Here is a 20,830-nt window from a genome sequence, read left to right on the forward strand (position 1 = left end):
CAACTTAAGACTCGCAGCAGTATGATTAAATTATTATAGTAATCGCTAGTTAGCGTCTAGTAGTATATTTACTATATAAACATATACATATATATTCGCATTAAAAAACGCCGTGACAACGGCGTTTTTATTTCAGAAATCGTGAATGAATTTCACCAATCATCTTCATGGTAAAATTCATTTGAGATAGAAGATGTTTTCTCTTTAATTTTTTTAATCTCATCTTCCGTCAAACGTTTTTTCCAGTTATGAATATTTTCCTTACTATTTCTCACAAACTCATTTTTAGACTGCTGTTCTGTTGGATTGTGCGAACCAGAATTTTTATAAATAGCCTCTTTTACGTCATCATTAAAATCTAACCCAAAGCTATCAAAAATCGATTTAAACCCCTCGATCGGATCTTGAGATAAATCCTCATGCCTAACAAAAACCCAATCGGCATGTTCCTTCTTATAAGAAGAAATTGTTTTATGAATGCAATTCCATAGCAGTATTGCTTGATCTATTATATCTTTTTCTTCATTTATACATTCTCGTATTTCATCTTTAAATTCGAACAAAAAGCCATTCATTAATTCTTCTTGTTCAAAAAAATGTCTAAAATCAAATGTCCAATTTTTTATTTTTAAACTTGAGCAGAATGCCGCAGGGTGACGAATCATCACCAACACATTCATGTTATATGTGCTACTTAACCATTCAGCTGAAAAAAATGCGATAGGATCTTTAACTATAGGAGTATCGCCCCTAAGTCGATGATAAAGTGAACGACTATGATCTATAAAAAAGCGTGCAACATTTCTTGATGTATGTATTCTTGGAAGGTTAGCAAAAAATGGATATTTAAATTCAATTACTTTATCCATTGTTTTCTTATATTCAAAACCGCTATCATTTGAAACATGGAAGAACCAATACTTGTACTGCTTATCAATACTGTTGACAGTATGGTCCAAATTAAAGGGTTCATGTATATACCCTGTATTTGGAGCCAATGCTAAATTCCTTCCTGCCCAAGTAGTCCCAGAACGATGAGAGCCTGTTACCAGTATAGGGCGCCGAATTTTATTCATCAAATATCCAACCAATATTTATTTTATATCTATATAAAATATCATACTTATAAAAAAAAATAAACATTAATCATAGAAAATAATTCCAGGAAAATTTAATTCATGCAATGAATTCAATATAAAATCGGCCTAATTTAAAAGATAAGATTTCATCTAACTTTATTTTTATAGATGAAATCTCACAATAAGAAAATCAATTCATACAATACGTTGACTTTAAAAAATTACTTCAACATGCATTAGATAGAACTATCTAATAATTATACACATACGTTATAATAAAAAATGAACAATGATTTAAAAGCTCTATTTTTCACCTTCGTTTATAACGATGAAATTATAGTATAATGATTATCCAAATCACCTATTGGATAACGTTTTCCACATCAGATTACTTCTATTCCAAAAGGTCGCCTTTTTTGATATTTAATTTTTTAAACCTTCTCTACCCCACAACCGGCGGCAGTGAAAAGCACATCGGTAGAGCTATTAAGGGCGGTTTCGCATGAGTCTTGCAGCACACCGATAATAAAGCCAACGCCGACCACCTGCATCGCCACATCGTTGCTGATACCGAAAAGGCTACAAGCCAAAGGCACCAACAACAGCGAGCCGCCAGCAACACCAGAGGCGCCACAGGCCGCGACCGAGGCCACCAGGCTGAGCAATATGGCGCTTAGAATGCCAACGTCCTGATGCAGGGTATGGGCCGCCGCCAACGACAACACGGTGATGGTGACAGCAGCGCCAGCCATATTAATGGTGGCACCAAGCGGAATAGAAACCGAGTAAGTGTCTTCGTGCAAATCAAGGCGCTTACAAAGGTCCATGTTAACCGGAATATTGGCCGCCGAGCTGCGGGTAAAAAAGGCGGTTACGCCGCTTTCACGCAGGCATTTAAAAACCAGCGGGTAAGGATTACGGCGCAGTTTGATAAAGACAATCAGCGGGTTAATAACAAAAGCTATCAGTAGCATCGAGCCTAAAAGTACGGCCAGCAAATGGCTATAACCGGCAATGGCTTTAAAGCCGGTTTGGGCAAAGGTGTTGGCCACCAAGCCAAAGATCCCAAGGGGCGCCAAACGAATAACCAGCTTAACAATGGCCGAAACGCCGTCAGACACATCGGTCAGTAGCTGACGGGTTGCGTCAGAGGTCTTACGAAGGGCAAACCCCAGAGCCACCGCCCAGGCCAGAATGCCGACAAAATTGCCCGTTTCGATAGCATGAATGGGGTTGTCGACCACATTAAACAGCAGTGTATGCAGTACCTCAGCAATGCCTTGTGGCGCACTGCCATCGGCGCCCTTGTCTGCCAGCGCAAGGGTGGTGGGAAACAGAAAGCTCATCGAAACCGCCACCAGCGCTGCACAAAAGGTCCCAATAAGGTAAAGCGCCAGAATGGGCCTAATGTGGGTTTGCACTCCCTGGCGGTGATTGGCAATGGCAGCCAGTACCAATACAAACACCAACACCGGTGCCACGGCCTTTAAACCCTTAACAAAGAGTTCGCCCAAAAGCCCCACCGCTTCTGCCGCTTGTGGCCATACCAGGGCCAAAATAACGCCAAGGATAATGCCAATAAGAATTTGCAGCACCAAGCCAGGGCGGCGCGGCGCAGCAGTTGATTGAGAGTAATGCATGGGCTTCCTTCGTTCGCTTTGTTTTTATGGCAGTTGTTATTAGCCGCGACACTCTAACGAACAAAACCCGCTATGGACAGCCCCGGTGAACAGCCACCGGGGTATTAGGGAAAATAACGGCTGGCAACCGTTAATTGCTAACCGCTGTTTTGCTTATCACTTTGATAAGGTCATAGCGGTAAAGGCTGGCATCGGCAGGGACATTTTTCGGGTCAAAGTTTTGTACTTTTTTCACTTTCAGCTGGTAGCGATAACCCGGCTGATAGTCAAAACCTTTAATGGTGGAGTAATAAGCAGCGCCGTTAACAGTCATACACTTTCTGGCGCCCACACCAACACAATTGACCATGGTCGGGCCCACCGTTACCGTTTCAACTTGGCTACTTTCCAGGTCTTTGGGGTCGGTGCTGCACCCCACAAGCACCAAAGCGGCGCTGGCAAGAAAAAGCATTTTCATCATTCACCTCCGTTATAAACCGTGAAAGAGCATCACTACGGCGTCGTAAAGCGCAGCGCATCCACACTGATTTCGCCGCTTTTAACGGCAAGTTTTAGATGCTGGCGCCCGGCCTGCAAGGTTACGGGAATAGCGAGCTGCTGCCACGTTTCCGCACCGGTGCTTGCCAGGTGGTAACGTCGCCAGGGTTGTTGGCCCACTTTCAGCTGTAACTCACTGGCGCTGCTGCTGGCATAACGCAGGGTCATGACATAACCGCCGGCTTTAGCCGTTTCAAGCTGGTAACCAAAGTGACTGCCCTCGCCTGCCTGCAGCGCAATTTGCGCGTTTGCCCCGGGCATGGGGCGGTAATGCACGCCTTGTGAGGCAACAGCTTGGTCACCGTTTATAACCCCTGGCACCGGTAAATACACATTGGTTGCTGGAATATCGCCGTACAGCTTACCCAACAGGCTCCATTGCCCAGGCGCCCCGAGCAGGTCAATAAAGGGCGCCTTATTTGCTCCATGCTTGGAGCGGCCCACAAACCAAGCGTAGCGATACACAAAGGGCTGATGCTCTAACCAATGTACGGTTTCGGCCAGGTAATCGAGCTGCTGGTTTAAGGTGGCTTTATGATGGCGAGATTGATAGTCCCACTCTGTTACCCACACCGGTTTGTGATAACGCTGGTAAAAGCGGCTGACATAGCGCTTAAAGGCACGGGGGGAATCCATATAGCTGTGCACGGCGACATAATCAATGCGGCACCCCTGGCAGGCCTTAAAAAAGGCATCCAGATAATCAAAGGGATCGCCTGTTTTGCCTTTGCCAGCAATCGCCATCCTATCGGGGCTAAAATTCACTGCCGGTGCCACGGTCTTGAGATGAAACTCGTCAGCAATGGCTTGCAGCTTGCGCCAGTTTTCAGCCGCTTTTTGCGGTGAAATATTGGCCTGGTGCTTGAAGTTAGGTTCGTTAAAACCCAGCAGGTATTTAACCTTAGGGTGACTCGACAAGTATTGGCGCAGGCGCTTTTCATCAAAATGGCAGCCCCACACCATGGGAACATACTCAATGTCACTCTCGGCAGTATCGGGCGTTGGTGTCACGGCCCAGTTATACCACCAGGCGATATGGCCCTTGATAAGCGCCAGGTCGGCCGCTGATGGGTGGCCATAAGCCAAACCACGCTTTGGCGACAACCCTTGGCTGGTATCGGTATTGGCGACAGCAACCACTGGCAGGCAACATGCGCCCAGTATTAATAACCTTTTCAATATCCGCATGTTTTTACCTCTGCGCGGTGTTTCCTCCATTGTTATGACACCGATTAAACCTCAGCTATACAAGGGTCACCGTCTTTGCCGGTACCCAACCGGTCACACCTAACGCATTGGTGGCCAGATACCAGTCATTAAGGTGTTGCTGGGCTACTAACACCTCGCCCACTTCCGTGTTTAATTCAAAAGCACTGTATTGGCATATCGCGCGGCCCTGCTCAGCCGACAATCGCTCAATAAACTGGAGCGGTGCCCAGCCTTCGTTACCGTCAGCAGTTATCACCCGGATCCAATTGGGGTATTCATCATCGATTCGCCCCAATTGCAACGTGTCGCCGCGCCTAAAGGTTATCGGCTGCGGGTAAAGCGACTGATGAGCCGCTATCACTTTGACTTTCATCGCTCTCTCGTTATTGTTTTTTCAGCACCAATATAAAAAAAGCCATGCACAAGGCATGGCTTTTTTCAGGCTTAAAAATTTAAGCGTTATTGGTTTGCGTTTCTGCAGCCGCTTCTGGCGCATTGCCAGATTCGCGCACCAGGGCAACATAGTAGGCGATACCGACAAACAGGGCACCACCCACAACATTACCTAAGAATACCGGCACAAAATTGCCAAAATATTCACCCCAGGTCGCCGCGCCCGCGAAGATGGCCAGCGGAATAATAAACATGTTGGCCACAACGTGTTGGAAACCGATAGCTACAAACGCCATAACCGGGAACCACAGACCCAGAATTTTACCAATGGCTTCTTTGCTGCAAAGGCCCAGCCAGATACCCAAGCAAACTAACCAGTTACAGCCAATGCCAGAAACAAAAGCGTGCATAAAATCTGCTTTCAGCTTGGCTTTGGCTACGGCAACAGATTTGGCTAGGAAGGCGCCTTCGCCCAGACCCAGGTAGTGGCCGAAGAAGTAGGCAATAAAGACAGCGCCAATGAAGTTAGCAATGGTAATAACCACCCAGTTGCGTACCAGGGCAGCAACACCAATTTTGCCTGAAAACAAGGCAGTAGCCATGTACATCATGTTACCGGTCAGCAGCTCGCCGCCCGCCAGCACCGTTAAAATCAGGCCTACCGGGAACACCGCAGCCCCCAAGAACAGGCCAAAGGATGACCAGTCGTGAGGCAAGGTAGCAGTGACACGAATGTCTAGCAAAAAGCCCAAGGCAATAAAGGCACCCGCCATAAAGCCCAGGATCATCAGCGCGGACATAGACAGGCCGCTTTTACGCACACCGCTTTGGATAACGGCGTTGGTAATTTCTTTAGGTGTTTGAATCGACATGTAAAACCCCTCGAGGGTAGATGCTCTGTATTTAACGTTTTGCCACCTCAAAAGGGTGACTTTTTGATGGGCTGTGGTCATTTTGCGCAGCAGCAAAAAAACAACCCAGGATACGTCTTATCTAAAACGGACATTTAATTTGTTAAATTAAATAAAATATTTCCGATCAATAACAATTAGCCATTGGTATTAGGTGACGCTAAATCGGGAGAATTTTAAAGGAGACGAAGGCTAAGCGCCACAGAAAATGCCGCCATAGCCTTTTTCAAAAACAGCCAAAAGCCACTAAATGTTAATAAAATGTTTTAATTAATTTAAAAAATAAGACGCGAGAAAAATGTATTTCCTTGCGCCTTTATTGCTTTGTAAAAATAGTCCTTTAAAAACGTTCAGTTAGAGAGACTGAATATTCGCCGCCGTAATTTTAATGACGTTTTGACGTGCTTCTGGGCTGATCCAGGCACTATGGGGGGTGACAATCACATTCAAAGGCTCGGCTAGCGCGTCTAATAATCCGTGACCTTGCCGGGGCGGTTCTACCGGCAGCACATCCACAGCAAGACCGGCAATTTTTCCAGCCTTCAAAGCGGCAAGGGCTGCATCTTCATCAATTACCCCGCCCCTGGCGCAATTGACCACCAAGCAACCGGGTTTAATTTTCTCAAGCGCCGAGGCGTTAAGTAAATACCGAGTTTGTTCGGTCAGCGGGCAGTGAAAAGACAACACATCGGCTTTTGGCAACAAGCTTTCCATGCTGGGGCGCGGATCGTTACTTTTACCAGGACGCGCTGCAAAGGTGACGTGCACGCCAAAGGCTTCTGCCAGGCGTGCCACCTCTGTTCCCAAGGTACCGGCTCCAACAATCACCAAATGCTTACCGGCAAGCTGCAGCGTTTTATGGGTCATTAAGCAAAAATACGGGCTTTGCTGCCAGGCTCCGCCGCGAAGGTCGTGCTGATAAAGCGGTAATTTTGCAGCCAGGGCCAGCATTAGCATCAGGGTGTGCTGCGCCACCGACGCGGTGCCGTAATTGGTTACGTTAAGGACCGGGATCCCCCGTGCCTTTGCTGCAGCCATGTCAACATTATTGGTGCCGGTCGCCATGATCATAATGCCCTTACGGCCCGCCAAAATGGCGTCATCGAGCACCACTTTGTTGGTTAGCAGCAGATCGGCGTCGCCAGCATGAGCCTCAAGCTGCTCCGGGGTGGTCGCAGCATAGACGTTAAGCTCGCTAACTACCTCACGGATCGGCGTTAAATCAATGTCATCACCCAAGGTGTCTGCGTCTAACAATACAGCTTTCATTTGTTCTCTCTTTGCGCGGATAAACCATACCCCTTTGTAAGCCAATGATAGTTAAGGAAGCAAGCCGACCTTTGGCCAATCAATTAGGCGACATTTAGTCAAACTTCGAAAATTTTTGTAAACCGGCCTTTTCTTTCTGGTGGCAGAGATTTAAAGAAGAACATGATTATTTACAACAAGATGAAAACACTCATGCTGATACGCTCCGTCGCCGCAAGCCTGGCAGCAGCGTTACTTGCAGGTTGTGCAACTGATGCACCCAAACCTCAAATGCTGATGCCAATACTGCTGGTTAAAGACTCGGCCCAATACCACAAACCCACCCTGCTGTTAGCCAATAGCCAGAGCGCTGCCATCACGGTTAGCGGCGGCGCCAAGGCGCAAATAACCGCTGCCACAGTGCTGCTAAGTGGCAGCCTAACCCCAAATTCGCCACGCGGCGCCGGCGCTAAGCCACCCGGGCCACCGTCCATAGCCGGCAACAGCGCTACAAAGCACGGCCAAATGCCACCACCGATGCCTAAAGACGGCAAGATGCCGCCGCCTCCGGGCAGTGAGATCTTTACCGCCAAGGGTAAGCAGCCACCGCCAGGGCTACCGCCACAGGGGGGTAACCGCCTGGCCATGGTGTGCAAAAAAAGTGCTGGGGTTTATGTGGCGGCCAATAGTCAGGCCGAGCTGAGTGATAGCCACATCCTAACCGCCAGCAACGAAGGCAAAGGACTTTGCGCCGTGGGTAACAAGGCTCGCATAGGCTTTAACACCGGCACTATCACCACCAGCGGCCCTTCCAGCCACGGTGTTTTCGCTACCGAAGGCGGCTATATCACCGTGAATCATGCGCATGTTTTCACCAGCGGCGCCCATAGTTCGGCATTGGCAACCGACCAAGGTGGCGGCACAGTTTTGGCCAATGCGGGCCACTATGTCGTTACCGGCCCCTATTCGGCGGCCATCTATTCGACAGGCCTCATTAGCGGCGCTGGCGGCAGTTACGAGTCGACCGACGACAACGTGGTGGTGGTAGAAGGCGGCAGTAAGGTGCAACTGACCAGCGCCACACTCAAAGCCGATAGCAAAGGCGCAGTGATGATGTACCAAAGCTTCTCGGGTGATGCCGGTGTCGGCGTCTCACATTTTGATGCCAAGGGCGGCAGCATCACCGCCTTGGCGGGCCCGCTGTTTTATGTCACCAATACCCATGCCGCTATTAGCCTCGATAACGTCGCACTGGTCAGCAAAGACGGCATTTTACTCAAAGCCTTAAAAGGCCCTTGGGGCGTACCAGACGCTCACCCCACTCAAGGTGGCACCGTCACCCTAACGGCCACCCATCAGCAGCTTGCAGGAAAAGTGTTGGCTGATGCCTCTTCATCCATCACCCTGGCACTAACCGATAACAGCCAAATGCGCGGCGCCATTAACAGCAATAACAAGGCTGGCCACATCAAGCTGGTAATAAGCGCTAATAGCCATTGGCAACTGACAGCGGATTCCCATGTCAGCCAGTTGGTACTAGAAAACCATGTGCCGCCCAGCCATTTGATCGCTGGTAACGGCCATAGCCTCTATTATCGCCAACAGGAAAACCCCGCCTTGCAGGGGAAAACCTATAAACTGCAGGGTGGCGGCTACCTAAGGCCAGAATAACGATCCGGCAACGTCAAAATAATAGACGTCTGGACTTCCAAAACCCGAGCGCTTATGATGCCGCCCTCTGATAACAAGAGAAAAACATAACGCCTTTTTCTGTGGTGCCCGCAAGGGATAATCGGGAAGCCGGTGCAAAGCCGGCGCTGCCCCCGCAACGGTAACAAAGTTGCGGCTTCACATTGCCACTGTGCTTGCACGGGAAGGCGAAGCCGCAAAGTCTTTGGAGCCCGGAGACCGGCCACTGGAAGAAAACCTGCAACCTTCGGCGGGCAAGGTGCAGGTTCGGCATTTTTTGCTGTGGTATCGCTATTGCCCCCATGAAGCAGGATGACTTTATGGGCTTTTCCAAAACACTGATTGCTATCGCTTTACTGCCTCTGGCAGCGCAAGCGGCTGACACGTCCAGCAACACTGACGAACACCTGGTGGTACTTGGCCGTCAGCCTCAAAATATTGACAGCATTGCTGCTGACGTTACCGTTATCTCCCAAACCGACATCGAAAAATCCGGCGCGCAAAGCCTTGAAGATTTATTGCGTGGCCGCGCCGGTATTCAGGTGTCTAATTCCGGCTCTGGGCCGGTTTTGAGCTTGCGCGGTTTTTCTGCCGATGAAGCGGCCAATAACGTATTAGTGCTGATTGACGGGCGCCGTCTCAATGGCCCTAGCCTGTCGGCGCCTTCCCTTGCCGGCGTGCAGCTAAGCAGCATTCAGCGCATTGAAATTTTAAGCGGCTCTGCCGGTGTGCTTTATGGCGACCAGGCCGTGGGCGGCGTGGTGAACATCATCACCAAATCCGGCACTGACCAGGGCCAAATCAGCGCCACGGCCGGCAGTAACAGCCATAAAAACCTGGCGGGCAGCTTTTCCAAAGGCTTTGCTAACGGTTTTTATGTTGATGGCAACGCCGCCTGGGACGACAACGATAATTACCGCGACCACGCCAAAAGCATTACCAAATCTGCTGATGGCCGGGTCGGTTATCAAAACGACAACACCCAGGCGTTTGCTGAGGCCAGTGTAAACTCAGACGACCGCCAGCAGCCAGGCCCGCTCTATGTCAGCCAAACCAACCCGAAAACCTCACGCAGCGAGTTTGCCAATAACTACATCAACGAAGTCACGCGCGTTGGCCGCTTCGGGGTAAATACCCGCCTAAATGACCATTGGCAGTTTTTAGTAGACGGCTCTGCGTCAAAACGCACCCGCGATACCGACCTAAGTTACATCGGTTATAGCGGCGACTACCTCTATCACGCCGAAGAGCGCTTTAACCGCGTATCCCCAAGGGTTAAAGCCAGCTTTGGTGACTGGCAATGGCTGGGCGGCATCGACTATGCCCACAGCGACTACACCGACACCAGTGTTGGCGCCGACAACAAGCGGGATAACAAAGCAGCCTACGGCTCTGGCCAATGGCAACAAGGCGCTTTAAGCGTAACCGCCGGCCTTCGCTACACCAAAGTCGACGATGACCTGGTTTACAGTGGCACCTATGATGATGGCGTACACATTGACCACAACGCCACCACTTGGTCACTGGCCAGCCAATACCAACTCGGCCCTGGCCGCGCCTACGTGCGGGTTGACCGCAATGTGCGTTTTGCCAAGCTTGACGAGCAAGGCTACACCTCCGCCGGCGTTATTGGCCTTAAACCGCAAACCGGTTATTCCTATGAGGCTGGCTGGCAGCAGAGCGGCGTTAAAGTGTCGGTGTTTCGTCTCGATTTGAAAAACGAGATTGTGTATGACGACAACGCCCCTGCTCCCACCAATGGCTATTTTGCCGGGGCCAATGTTAACGCCGACAAGTCCCGCCGCTATGGTGCTAACCTCAATCTGAGCCACCGTTTTGCCGCAGTGACCTTGGGCGTTGATTATCAGTACCTTGATGCCAAATTCACCGGCGGTGACAGTGACGGCAAGCAAGTGCCTTGGGTGTCGAAAAACAGCGGTTCCGCCTATGCTGAAGTGGCACTACCCCATGCACTGTCGAGCCGCCTAAGCTACCAATATCGTGGCAGCCAGTATTTGTCGTCAGACACCCTAAACAGCGACCCCAAGCAGGGCGGTTATGGTCTTTGGAACTGGTCGGGGCAATGGCAACAAGGCCCTTGGCAACTGGTGCTGAGAGCCGATAATCTATTTGATAAACATTACGCCGATTATGGCGTGTACAATGCGTACGGTGAAAATTACTGGTACCCCGGTAATGGCCGTGAGGTAAACCTCACCGCCCGGTACAGCTTTTAACGAGGATTGACGATGAACCCGCGTCTGACCACCCTAATCGGTATCATTGCGTTATGTGCCATTTACCGTGTGCTGCCGCATCCGTGGAATGTGTCACCTATCGCGGCGATGGCGCTTTTTGCCGGCGCCCACTTCCAAACCAAAACCATGGCGGTACTGGTGCCGCTGGCAGCAATGGCACTGTCAGATTTGGTGCTGGGCTTGCACCCCACTCTGCCTTTTGTTTATGGCACCATCGTGCTAACCGTGGTTTTGGGATTTTGGGTTGGCAAAGACATTAACATTGGCCGCGTGTTAGCAGCGTCATTAACGGGTTCGTTGCTGTTTTATTTTATTACCAACAGTGCGGTATGGCTGGTGGGTGGGTTCTATCCGTCAAATATCGGCGGGCTCTGGCAGTCGCTAGCCAGTGGCGTGCCTTTCTTCCAGTACACTATGCTGGGCGATCTGTTGTTTAATGCCCTTTTCTTTGGCCTCTTCTATGCCCTGGAAAAACATTTCCCGAAACAGTTTGCGCATTAAACCTTGGTCATTAAAAAGCCCCGCCTAAGCGGGGCTTTTTATTAGCCTTTCAAGGGCCAGCCAATGAGTAGTACGGTGAGGGTTGAAACCCCGACCAGGATATTCATTGGGATCCCCACTTTCAGAAAGTCATTAAATTTGTAGCCACCCGGGCCAAACACCATCAGGTTGGTTTGATAACCCAGGGGCGTTGCAAAGCTGGCTGAGGCCGCCATCATCAACGCATAGATAAAAGGCGTGCTGTTAAGGCCCTGCTTTTCCGTTATTTCCAACACAATGGGCAGCATCACCAAAGCCGCTGCGTTATTGGTAATCACCTCAGTTAACAGCGATACCGTCACATACACCAAAATCAGCAGCAGCCAAGGCTTGCCGCCAGAGAGGGTAACGATTTGGTGAGCGAGAAAACCGGCCACCCCCGTTACCTGCAGGGCAGTGCCCAAGGCAAAAGACGAGGCAATGGTCACCACCAGTTGCAAATCCAAGCTCTTTTCTGCCTGGCCAATGGACATGCAGCCGGTTAGCAGCATCAGGCCAGCGCCAGCCAGCGCCGCGTTTAGCATACTGACCAGCCCAAGCCCTGCCGCCCCAACGGCCACCAGCAAAATCATCCAGGCCAGCAGTGCCTTGCGGTGCCTCGGCGGTTCAACATCCAAATCACTGACCAACAAAAAGTCTTTGTTATAGCGCTGGCGCGTAATAAAAGCCGGCCGCGCCTCAAGCAGCAAGGTGTCGCCTGCCTCAATAATAATGGACCCCAAGTTGCCTTTAACCCGCTCAGCGCCCCTGGCCACCGCCAACACAATAGCGCCATAACGGGCCCGAAAACTGGCATCGCGAATGGTTTGGCCAACGGCGGTGCAATGAGGCGACACCACCACTTCCACCAAGCGGCGGCCATCGCGGGGCTGCTCAAATTGCAAATCTTTGTTGCCGGTAGAGGGCACTATGCCGTTAATGCGCAAAAGATCAGAAATGGCTTCTGTATCGCCCGCAAAAATAAGACGGTCGCCGCCATGCAAGTGTTCATCAGGGGAAACCGCCGTGATCAGGTGACCATTGCGCTGAATTTCCACCAAGAACACCCGGCGCAGTTCGCGAAGACCCGCTTCGCGAATGGTTTTGCCAACCAATGGTCCTTCCGGCGCTACTGCCACTTCCAGCGTAAACTCGCGCATATTCTCGAAAGGCGCATCATCGCTGCGATTGGGTAACATGCGCGGAAATAACAGCCAGATAAAAGCCAAACCGATAAGGGATACGGGTAAGCCCACTAAGGTTATCGAAAACAACCCAAAGCCCTGATGACCGGTCATGCTTTGATATTGGCCATTAACAATCAGGTTGGTACTGGTGCCAATCAGGGTCAGGGTGCCCCCTAAAATGGCGGTGTAACTCAGTGGGATCATCAGCTTAGAGGGCGCCACACCAATTTTACGTGCCCAAGCATGAATGGCAGGAATAAAGGTTGCCACCACCGGGGTATTGTTCAAAAAGGCACTTAATATCAACACGGGTGGGAAGACTTTCCCGAGGGCACTGCGCAACGTTTTAGGTTTGCCCAGCACTTTGTTAACCAGCCAGTCGACGCCGCCAGAGGCACTTAACCCCCCCGCCACCACCAGCATGGCAGCCACCGTAATAAGCCCGGGGTTACTAAAACCGGCTAGCGCCTGGTGGGCATTTAATACGCCCGAAAGACTCAGTAGCACCAACACCCCCGCCATCACCAAATGTGGTGCCAAGCGGCTAAACATCAGTGCCAAAAGGGCAGCAACAGTGAGCCCTAAAACAAAATAGCCATGCCAATCCATTTAATGTCTACTTCCGGCGCGTTTGAACATCGTTGTTATTGTGAAGCTTATCCAATAGAACAGATAAGACTCTTTGTGAATTTTTATATGCTTATTTGGAATCAAAAGAGTCACTGATACGCGACTACTTTTTCGCCCCCCGGCAAAGAGCCTATGAAATTCAACGCTCTTGCTGCCAAGCCCTATACAATAACGATATTTAGCGATGGCTCACAACTACCAAGGCGTTTATCTAAGCGACATCTAAAAAAACCGCCCTAAGGCGGCTTTTTTAGAGGCTTTTTAAAGCATTGAATCGCAGGACCATGGCCTGTTTAGCCTTGGGTGAGTCATGAGCCAGTAGTTCCAAGATATTATTAACTCCGGCCAAAGCCGTAGAGCAAGCGCGGGTGGATAGCGCCCGCCACCTCGTTGAAAGCACCAACTATTCCTTGGCCGACATTGCCCGGCAAAGTGGCTTTTCCAATGAAGCACTGATGCGAAAAGCCTTTTTGCGCTGCCTGCAATTAACCCCCAAACAGCTTAGAGTGGCGCAGCTGCTTGACTAGTGCTGCGAGGCGGTAAAGCCCTATAACGCCGTTAGCCAATGCTTTAAATCGTCACACTCTTCCACGCTAAGCTGGTGGTCCATGTTGTAGCGTTTTACCTGGTGGCAAATCCCTAGCTCGGTTAACCAAGCGGTGGCCTTTTCAGCCCAGGCGATGGGTAATTTGCTGTCGTGCTGGCCATGGGCGATAAAACCTTTTAGCCCCGCCAGCGCCGCTTTATCAGCAATTTTAGGCGCGATTTCCGGCAAAATACGCCCACTTAACATGGCAAAGCCGTCGAGCTTGTCAGGGCAAGTTAAAGCGATACTGGCACTCATAATGCCGCCTTGGCTAAAGCCGGCCGAAACCTTTAAACGCGTTTTATCGAGTCTGGAATCCACAAAACGCAGCAGTAACTGCCGGCTTTGCTCGGCCTGCTCAAGGTTGGGATGGGGGCCGTTGGCGGTAAAATTAACCTCAAACCATGCAAACTGCGCCGCCCCCAGCGGTAACGGCCCGCGAATAAACCAATAATCCCAGTCCGCTGGTAACCGCTCGACAATCGCCGTTAGATTGGTTTCATTGCCCCCTACCCCATGCAATAACAGCAATTGGCCTTTGCTTTGGCCGCTTGCCAACAGGTGTTGAAAATAGAGACCACTGGCCGCGTCTTGTTGCAGCGGTGATAGGTTGGCTTTCATTTATTATCTCCAAAAATAAAGCTGTTCATCGACAGCACGCCGTGAGCAATACCACCATCGAGTAGCTTCACCGCCTCCGCTTTTTCGCGGGCACCCATAGCAATAATGAGCGGCAGATAATGATCTGGCGTGGGGTGCGCCCGGCGCGCATCAGGGCACTGGTTGTAAAGGTCCATCAGCGCCGCATCGTTGCCATGTCGAAGCGCGGTCTCAACCCAGTTAGCAAAGCGCCTCACATAGTCTTCGCCTTCGGTTTCGCGCTGGCGAAACTCATAAAGGTTGTGGGTGAGGCTACCCGAGGCAACCAACAGCACATTTTCCTTACGAAGCGGCAGCAAAGCCCGCCCTAGGGCAAAAGCGGCGTTGGCATCCAAGGGGTATGGCATAGACACTTGCACCACCGGCACGTCGGCCTTAGGAAAAAGGTGCATAAGCGGCACCCAAGCGCCGTGGTCAAGGCCGCGCTGGTTATCGGCGATGGCAGGCAAACCCGCATCCTTCAAACGTTGCTGCACGCGGTGGGCAAGGCCAGGGTCGCCTTTGGCTGGATATTGCAGTTGATATAATGCCGGGGCAAAGCCGCCAAAATCGTGAATGGTTGGCAGTAGCTCAGCGCTGGTGACTGCCACCGCGCCCTGGGTCATCCAATGGGGCGACACTACCACCACGGCGCTGGGTTTTTGGGTTTTTCCCCAGCCACGCAATAGCGGCCCCGCTTTACCGGGCTCTAGCGCAAAAGTTGGAGCGCCGTGGGATACAAACAGCACAGGGGTCATCGCAAGCTCCTTATAACCCCCTTATTTTGTTGGCAGCAAAAGAGGCAATAAAGTAGTAGCATTTGAATTAACTATCCCAGTTAGTGAGACAATAAAATGAACCGCGATCTGGAAATGCGGGTATTTGTAGCGGTGGTGGAGGCCGGCAGTTTTGTAGCGGCAAGTGAGGGGCTGCGCATGTCTAAGGCGGCGGTGTCTCGCCATGTGGAAGCGCTGGAGCGACGCCTGGGCGCCCGGCTGTTACACCGTACCACCCGGCGGTTATCCCTGACCGAGGAAGGCAAACGCTTTTACCCAGGAGCCAAGGCGGTATTAGCGGACATAAGCGACGTAGAGGCGTTGGTTAGTCAAGATGCCAAGGCACCGCAGGGCCGTATTCGCATCAATGTGCCGGTCAGTTTTGGTATTAGCCATTTAGCGCCACGTTGGGGCGATTTTTTGGCGATGGCGCCGAAGGTGGAGCTGGACATTAGCTTATCCGACCGGGTGGTGGATTTGGTTGAAGAGGGCTTTGATGTCGCAGTGCGCATCGGCCGCCTGCCAAGCTCAAGCCTTGTTAGCCGCCGCCTGGCCAGCACCCGCATGCGGCTTTGCGCGGCTCCTGCTTATTTGGCAAAGCACGGCACCCCACAGCAGCTAAGTGAGCTAACAAAACACCGGGTGCTAAGTTACAGCCATTGGTCAGAAGGGGACGATTGGACGTTCGAGGGCCCACAAGGCGCAGTAACGGTACGCACCCAAAGCCGGGTTTATAGCAATAATGGCGATACCTGCCAGGCAATAGCCTTGGCCGGTGGCGGCATAGTGCTGCAACCCGACTTTATGGTGGGGGACGATTTAAAAGCCGGCAGGCTGGTGGAGCTACTGGCGCAATATAAAGCGCCAACACTGGGCATTTATGTGGTCTACCCCAGCCGCAAACTGCTGCCAACGCGGGTGAAAAGCCTGGTGAATTTTTTGGTTCAGCAGTTTGAAAAGGTGCACTGGCAGGGAAAATAAAAAGCGTGAACAGGCACCTCGCCTACTGGCTGTTCACGCTGCAGTTGGCCCGTTTGGGTTACTGCTTTAAGAGACAAAAAAGCCCGCGGCTACATGCGCGGGCTTTTTATTAAAGACTAAGCTCAACCCCCTTCGGGACCTTGGGTGCCTGGCTTAAATCAAAAGCGGTGGCGCCACTAAAGAGGCCTTTTGCATTTCTCGGGTTAAGACTCAGCAAATGCCAGCTGGACAATGATTGGTTAAAGGCTTTGGCATTTCTAAACATGTTGCTGGCATAAACAATGTTGCTAACCCGCCACTTATCAAGGGGTTGGTTAAAGTGTTCGGCGCCGTCAAACACACTGGTGGCGTATTTAAGACTTTGAGTGTTCCACTGATTAAGGGGCTGGTTAAAGGCCTTGGCATCTTTGAACATGGCGCCAATACCGCGCAAGTTGCTTACATTCCAACTGCCAATAGGCTGGTTAAAGGCAACGGCGCCTTCAAAGGCTCTATCTGCCCACTGCAGGTTAGTGGTATCCCAATTTGCCAATGGCTGGTTAAAAGCAGTGGCGCCATAAAACATGGCATCTATTTTACGGATGTTATGGGTGTTCCAGCGGTCCAGGGGCTGATTAAACGCGGCGGCTTCTTTAAACATTTCGCTGGCAATAGTGAGCTGCGAGATGTCCCAATTATTAAGCGATTGATTAAAACTCACGGCGCCATAAAACATGCCTTTGGCGTTTTCCAAGGCGCGGGTTTGCCAGTTGTCTAAAGGTTGGTTAAAAGCGCGGGCGTAACTGAACATGCTGCCAGCCTCTTTGACATGCCGCATATCCCAGTCATTAAGGGGCTGGTTAAAGGCTTTAGCCTGGGCAAACAGCTCGAAGGTAGAGGTGACCTTGCTGACATTAAACTGATTAACGGGCTGATTAAACGACGACGCTTGATAAAACATCGTTTGAATTTTCTCTAAGGCGTCAGTACGCCAGTAAGTCAGTGGCTGGTTAAAGGCTTTAGCGTAGGCAAACATCGCATACATGCTTTTCACTTTCGCCACATTCCAACGCCCAATGGGCTGATTAAAATGCCCCGCCCGGTAAAAAGTCCGCTCCATCGAGGTGATGTTTTTGGTGTCCCAGTCGGCAATGGGCTGGTTAAAGTACCAATTGTCTTCGTACAACCGGTCAATATTAGTGACATGCGACGTACAAAACCGCAGGCCATGGTATTGCTGGGCCTCTAGGTTTTTCGAAGCTCTAATCGACTTGTTATCCACCACCAGGTAGGTTAGATCGCCACGTTGAAAGCGGCTACCAACAGCCCTGTCGTCGCAGGTTACGCTAATATCACGGCCTAACAAGAAATACGCGGACAGGCCCACCAACACCAAAATGGCCATGCCCACACTGCCCAGTACTACCACCTTTTGCTTACCCACTTGCATCCCTTAACACGCCATATTGAAGTTGCTACAACAAAGCGACATGTTAACAAAAGGTATTAAGTTTTGTTGTTATTCAATATGTTGGCGGGGCACTATGAGTCGGGGTGATAAGGCTATTGCGCTGTAGAGCGTCGCCTATCAGCTTTATTTGGTCGCTACGCCCCGCAGGTAATGATGATGCTTGTCTTTGGCGTCACTCTGGCTTTTGGGGTCATAGTCGGTCACCACAAAAGTGTCGGCATCGGCCATTAAAACGCGGCGCATATCGCCAATGTCGGCATGGAAAATAACACCTGAAGCACGATAGTAATCTCGCCCCAACGCTTTGTAGGTGTTTGGGTCGGCACCTTCGATACGCATGGCTTCGTTGTAGGCAATGAAATAAGGATGGCGGCTGTCACGTGCAAAGGGCGTGTCGTTAATTAATGCAAACGAAAGCGGGTCGGCTTGCGGCAATATCACCCTATCGCCGTAATAAATTGCCTTTTTATCTTTCGCTACCGTTTCTGATAGCGGCCTAAAACTTGCCACATCTACCCGGGCAATGGGGCTTTGCTGGTAATAAACCGTAAAGGTGCCGAGCAACTGGGAATTAAACCAGCTACCAAAATGCGGGTAGGCAGCAAAGGTAACGGGGTTAGCCCCAGGGATAATCTGGTTTTCATAAACAACTTGCCGGTCATTTAGCCAATATAAGTCACCGGCTATTTCTCGCGGCTGCAAATTAACAACCGATACCCCTGGCACGGCTTCGCCGCGAAAATAAAAGTGTTTCGCATCCACCGCGTATTGCCTGCTCGCAGCATGAGGGCTTTGCTGGCCAAGGGTTTTAAAGGTAGTGAGATCGGCACCGTTAATTACATGGCCATTGTAATAAGCGCCCTGCCCCGTTACGCCGTAGCCAGTGTTTGGCACGCCAAGGTACAGATTTTTAATCAGGCTGCCATAACCCAGAAAGCTCAGCCCTCCCCACACTACAGCCACACTGGCAATGGCAAAATAAAAGCTGTTAACACCAAAATAGCGGCCACCCAATAACCCCAGCAACAAAAACAGCCACACCGGGTAGGCAAGAAACACCAGCAGTCCAATCACCAAGGGTTGGCTGTTTAACGACCCTGGCGCATCAAATGCCATGGGCGACATCATCATCGCCACCGGCCAAAACAGCAATGCTAAGGTCACCACTATAATGCAACTAAGAGGGTGATTTTAATTGCGAGCGATTTCATCATTTTGATATTCATAGGCAAATTCATACTAATGCGTCCCTTCAATGACATGCCATTGTTTATGTTGGATATCATATTCACGATGCAACACTTTGTTGACTTTATTCCAAGGAATGACTTGCGGATGAAACTTCCAAATAAAGGTCATCATCATCAATGAAAATTTTGAATTTCAATGCCATTAGATACATTTCTACTTTTTAAATATTTAAAACAAATTGATTAGTTGCTGTGGTTGTCCGTTGTTTTTTATATCTAATTAATTCTATTTTTAATGAGTTCCTGTGCTCTGGGATGTTTAGAAAATTCTTCATCGCTTTTAATATGATATGTTTCAGGGTTGGACAAGATTTTTGTGAAGATACTGATGAATTTTTATTTGTTTTAGAATAATCAAATATATAGCTATATTTTCTCTGCATGGGTCATTTTTTATCCAATGACTATGGTACCGACAATGGCAGCTATCACCCATAACGCCATAAATATGGCAGTCAATTTATAGCCAAATTCAGGGACTTTTTGACAATGGGGATAATAGTAACCATAGCGCGTGAGATAGTAATGAGACTGATAGTCTGCTCCCACAAGAAATTGGAATAAAGAAGGAATGATAACACCACAAATAAATAAAGGTATATTATTATCGAAGTATATTCCCCCATATAAAAGAAAAATACTGTTAATGCGAAAATCAATCGGAATTTATGCATGTTGGGGCCTAAGGGAACCAATATATCCCATTCAAATAAAATAGGGTCATTTTCTATTTTAGTGATTTGTTCTTATGTGAGGTTCACTATTCGTTCAGCCTAATTCGTTATCGTGGTCTATCAGATATCTTTGTGCTGAAGCAGTAAGATAATCAGGATAGTGAAATAATTCATTGTAGCCGTCGATAACTTTTTTAGAATCTATTGGTACACCAACTCAAGGTTAATTTAAAGAAATATCAGTATACTTTATTAATTTTGCAACTGTTGGTTTGCACTATTTATAGCTTCACGATATTTAGGGTGATTACATGCTTCAATAAAAGAATTGGATTTATAATACTTACAGTTCTTGGCTAATTTTTCAATTTCCTTATTAACTTTATATTTTACATTGCTGTCAACGTTAATAGAATGATAATTTCTAAAATTAAAAGGATTGCTAATTATTATTATTTTGTTTTCATCTTGAATATCAAAAATGAAATATTCTTCACCATCCTTGAAATCTTTATAAGTTATTTTGGGTGATGGGATCATGTTTTTTTTGCCTGAAGCTAAGCCTATCAGTAAGAATATCCCACCTCCAATAAATGCCTTTGGACCAACAACGATAAATCCTACAATGGCGACAATCCCCCCTGTTGCCATGACAAAATGGGCAATGTAATGCATAATTCGTGGTACTTGTTGGTAATGCTCATAAACATACCCATACTTAGTGAATTTGTATGAATATAGATAATTGGCCATTATCACAAAATACATTATCCAACTCATTAAAATTGTCGTTACTGCGAGGAAAGTAATGCCAACTAAATCTTTGTAAACATAGCCAGTAACTATTAATATAGTAAAAAAGACTAAAAAAATAAACAGAGTCATAAGTCGTCTAACCTTCTCTGTATGATACGGTACTATAATCTTCCACTCTAATATTGAAGGCGCTGATTGTATTTTTCTTTCTATCTCTTCATTTACCATTATTAGCTCCTGGTTTAAATTGCTCTCATTGGTATATTAGACTTAACTTCTGATTCCTTATTTACATCTAATATAAATATCAAAGGTTTTTCGGAAACCTTTTGTGAAGCAATTTTTACCAACTCGGCTGAATTATCAGAAACATCTTTAGATGTAATCCATATCAATATTGACGGCTATTTGCATGCAA

At 49.0% G+C, this 20,830-nt stretch carries 18 protein-coding genes and 1 riboswitch; of the genes, 5 read left to right on the forward strand and 13 right to left on the reverse strand.

What is annotated here, in order from left to right; all coding sequences use genetic code 11:
- Positions 1-152: 152 nt before the first annotated feature.
- The 7 genes from DW350_RS10380 to DW350_RS10410 form a co-directional block, all read right to left on the reverse strand.
- On the reverse strand, positions 153-1,076 hold the full coding sequence (locus tag DW350_RS10380) for a sulfotransferase (protein ID WP_115718802.1): 924 nt from the start codon (positions 1,074-1,076) through the stop codon (positions 153-155).
- A gap of 434 nt (positions 1,077-1,510) precedes the next feature.
- On the reverse strand, positions 1,511-2,719 hold the full coding sequence (sstT, locus tag DW350_RS10385; RefSeq protein ID WP_115718803.1) for a serine/threonine transporter SstT: 1,209 nt from the start codon (positions 2,717-2,719) through the stop codon (positions 1,511-1,513).
- 130 nt (positions 2,720-2,849) lie between these two features.
- Entirely contained in the window at positions 2,850-3,179 is a 330-nt protein-coding gene (locus tag DW350_RS10390; protein WP_226911310.1) for a DUF4377 domain-containing protein, read from the reverse strand.
- Positions 3,180-3,211: 32 nt separating this feature from the next.
- Entirely contained in the window at positions 3,212-4,444 is a 1,233-nt protein-coding gene (locus tag DW350_RS10395) for a glycosyl hydrolase (protein WP_192954649.1), read from the reverse strand.
- A 55-nt stretch (positions 4,445-4,499) separates the two neighbouring features.
- Positions 4,500-4,838 carry an SH3 domain-containing protein gene (locus DW350_RS10400; protein ID WP_115718806.1) on the reverse strand — a complete coding sequence of 113 codons (339 nt, stop codon included), beginning with the start codon at positions 4,836-4,838 and terminating at the stop codon, positions 4,500-4,502.
- 79 nt (positions 4,839-4,917) lie between these two features.
- Entirely contained in the window at positions 4,918-5,730 is an 813-nt protein-coding gene (locus DW350_RS10405; RefSeq protein WP_115718807.1) for a formate/nitrite transporter family protein, read from the reverse strand.
- Between the two features lie 393 nt (positions 5,731-6,123).
- Positions 6,124-7,038, reverse strand: coding sequence for an NAD(P)-dependent oxidoreductase (locus tag DW350_RS10410; protein ID WP_115718808.1), 915 nt, complete (start codon positions 7,036-7,038; stop codon positions 6,124-6,126).
- 192 nt (positions 7,039-7,230) lie between these two features.
- Between DW350_RS10410 and DW350_RS10415 the strand changes: the two genes are divergently transcribed.
- The 3 genes from DW350_RS10415 to DW350_RS10425 all read left to right on the forward strand — a co-directional run bounded on the left by DW350_RS10415 (position 7,231) and on the right by DW350_RS10425 (position 11,465).
- Positions 7,231-8,688, forward strand: a complete 1,458-nt coding sequence (locus tag DW350_RS10415) for a hypothetical protein (RefSeq protein ID WP_152032968.1) — start codon at positions 7,231-7,233, stop codon at positions 8,686-8,688.
- 85 nt (positions 8,689-8,773) lie between these two features.
- A riboswitch (cobalamin riboswitch) is annotated at positions 8,774-8,948 on the forward strand.
- A 78-nt stretch (positions 8,949-9,026) separates the two neighbouring features.
- Positions 9,027-10,943, forward strand: a complete 1,917-nt coding sequence (locus DW350_RS10420; RefSeq protein ID WP_192954650.1) for a TonB-dependent receptor — start codon at positions 9,027-9,029, stop codon at positions 10,941-10,943.
- Positions 10,944-10,955: 12 nt separating this feature from the next.
- Positions 10,956-11,465, forward strand: coding sequence for a DUF6580 family putative transport protein (locus DW350_RS10425; protein ID WP_115718811.1), 510 nt, complete (start codon positions 10,956-10,958; stop codon positions 11,463-11,465).
- A 41-nt stretch (positions 11,466-11,506) separates the two neighbouring features.
- Here the strand turns inward: DW350_RS10425 and DW350_RS10430 are convergent, their stop codons facing one another.
- Positions 11,507-13,279: an SLC13 family permease gene (locus DW350_RS10430; RefSeq protein WP_115718812.1), complete on the reverse strand. Its 1,773-nt coding sequence runs from the start codon at positions 13,277-13,279 to the stop codon at positions 11,507-11,509.
- A 389-nt stretch (positions 13,280-13,668) separates the two neighbouring features.
- Here DW350_RS10430 and DW350_RS10435 point away from each other — a divergent pair, with 389 nt between their 5' ends.
- Positions 13,669-13,827: a helix-turn-helix domain-containing protein gene (locus DW350_RS10435; RefSeq protein WP_192954651.1), complete on the forward strand. Its 159-nt coding sequence runs from the start codon at positions 13,669-13,671 to the stop codon at positions 13,825-13,827.
- 20 nt (positions 13,828-13,847) lie between these two features.
- Here the strand turns inward: DW350_RS10435 and DW350_RS10440 are convergent, their stop codons facing one another.
- A complete protein-coding gene (locus DW350_RS10440; protein WP_115718814.1) occupies positions 13,848-14,507 on the reverse strand; it encodes an alpha/beta hydrolase in 660 nt (219 codons plus the stop codon).
- On the reverse strand, positions 14,504-15,283 hold the full coding sequence (locus DW350_RS10445; protein WP_115718815.1) for a dioxygenase family protein: 780 nt from the start codon (positions 15,281-15,283) through the stop codon (positions 14,504-14,506). Before DW350_RS10445 ends, DW350_RS10440 begins: the two co-directional genes overlap by 4 nt.
- Before the next feature lie 96 nt (positions 15,284-15,379).
- Here DW350_RS10445 and DW350_RS10450 point away from each other — a divergent pair, with 96 nt between their 5' ends.
- The gene (locus DW350_RS10450) at positions 15,380-16,282 is read left to right on the forward strand and encodes a LysR family transcriptional regulator (protein ID WP_115718816.1); all 903 of its coding nucleotides are present in this window, start codon (positions 15,380-15,382) and stop codon (positions 16,280-16,282) included.
- 109 nt (positions 16,283-16,391) lie between these two features.
- Here the strand turns inward: DW350_RS10450 and DW350_RS10455 are convergent, their stop codons facing one another.
- The 3 genes from DW350_RS10455 to DW350_RS10475 form a co-directional block, all read right to left on the reverse strand.
- A complete protein-coding gene (locus DW350_RS10455; protein ID WP_115718817.1) occupies positions 16,392-17,711 on the reverse strand; it encodes a BspA family leucine-rich repeat surface protein in 1,320 nt (439 codons plus the stop codon).
- Between the two features lie 144 nt (positions 17,712-17,855).
- Complete coding sequence (locus tag DW350_RS10460) at positions 17,856-18,896, reverse strand: DKNYY domain-containing protein (RefSeq protein ID WP_152032969.1); 1,041 nt, start codon at positions 18,894-18,896, stop codon at positions 17,856-17,858.
- A gap of 1,012 nt (positions 18,897-19,908) precedes the next feature.
- Positions 19,909-20,640, reverse strand: a complete 732-nt coding sequence (locus DW350_RS10475; protein ID WP_115718821.1) for an immunity protein TsiV2 protein — start codon at positions 20,638-20,640, stop codon at positions 19,909-19,911.
- Between the last annotated feature and the right edge of the window lie 190 nt (positions 20,641-20,830).

This window comes from Gallaecimonas mangrovi (genome assembly GCF_003367375.1).
GTDB lineage: Bacteria > Pseudomonadota > Gammaproteobacteria > Enterobacterales > Gallaecimonadaceae > Gallaecimonas > Gallaecimonas mangrovi.

What these genes read in the sequence shown, in the direction of transcription:
- DW350_RS10455 (WP_115718817.1), bottom strand. Translation starts at nt 17,711, where the DNA reads ATGCAAGTGGGTAAGCAAAAGGTGGTAGTACTGGGCAGTGTGGGCATG.
- DW350_RS10440 (WP_115718814.1), bottom strand. Translation starts at nt 14,507, where the DNA reads ATGAAAGCCAACCTATCACCGCTGCAACAAGACGCGGCCAGTGGTCTC.
- DW350_RS10380 (WP_115718802.1), bottom strand. Translation starts at nt 1,076, where the DNA reads ATGAATAAAATTCGGCGCCCTATACTGGTAACAGGCTCTCATCGTTCT.
- DW350_RS10415 (WP_152032968.1), top strand. Translation starts at nt 7,231, where the DNA reads ATGCTGATACGCTCCGTCGCCGCAAGCCTGGCAGCAGCGTTACTTGCA.
- DW350_RS10405 (WP_115718807.1), bottom strand. Translation starts at nt 5,730, where the DNA reads ATGTCGATTCAAACACCTAAAGAAATTACCAACGCCGTTATCCAAAGC.
- DW350_RS10430 (WP_115718812.1), bottom strand. Translation starts at nt 13,279, where the DNA reads ATGGATTGGCATGGCTATTTTGTTTTAGGGCTCACTGTTGCTGCCCTT.
- DW350_RS10395 (WP_192954649.1), bottom strand. Translation starts at nt 4,444, where the DNA reads ATGCGGATATTGAAAAGGTTATTAATACTGGGCGCATGTTGCCTGCCA.
- DW350_RS10450 (WP_115718816.1), top strand. Translation starts at nt 15,380, where the DNA reads ATGAACCGCGATCTGGAAATGCGGGTATTTGTAGCGGTGGTGGAGGCC.
- sstT (WP_115718803.1), bottom strand. Translation starts at nt 2,719, where the DNA reads ATGCATTACTCTCAATCAACTGCTGCGCCGCGCCGCCCTGGCTTGGTG.
- DW350_RS10445 (WP_115718815.1), bottom strand. Translation starts at nt 15,283, where the DNA reads ATGACCCCTGTGCTGTTTGTATCCCACGGCGCTCCAACTTTTGCGCTA.
- DW350_RS10420 (WP_192954650.1), top strand. Translation starts at nt 9,027, where the DNA reads ATGGGCTTTTCCAAAACACTGATTGCTATCGCTTTACTGCCTCTGGCA.
- DW350_RS10410 (WP_115718808.1), bottom strand. Translation starts at nt 7,038, where the DNA reads ATGAAAGCTGTATTGTTAGACGCAGACACCTTGGGTGATGACATTGAT.
- DW350_RS10475 (WP_115718821.1), bottom strand. Translation starts at nt 20,640, where the DNA reads ATGGTAAATGAAGAGATAGAAAGAAAAATACAATCAGCGCCTTCAATA.
- DW350_RS10400 (WP_115718806.1), bottom strand. Translation starts at nt 4,838, where the DNA reads ATGAAAGTCAAAGTGATAGCGGCTCATCAGTCGCTTTACCCGCAGCCG.
- DW350_RS10390 (WP_226911310.1), bottom strand. Translation starts at nt 3,179, where the DNA reads ATGATGAAAATGCTTTTTCTTGCCAGCGCCGCTTTGGTGCTTGTGGGG.
- DW350_RS10425 (WP_115718811.1), top strand. Translation starts at nt 10,956, where the DNA reads ATGAACCCGCGTCTGACCACCCTAATCGGTATCATTGCGTTATGTGCC.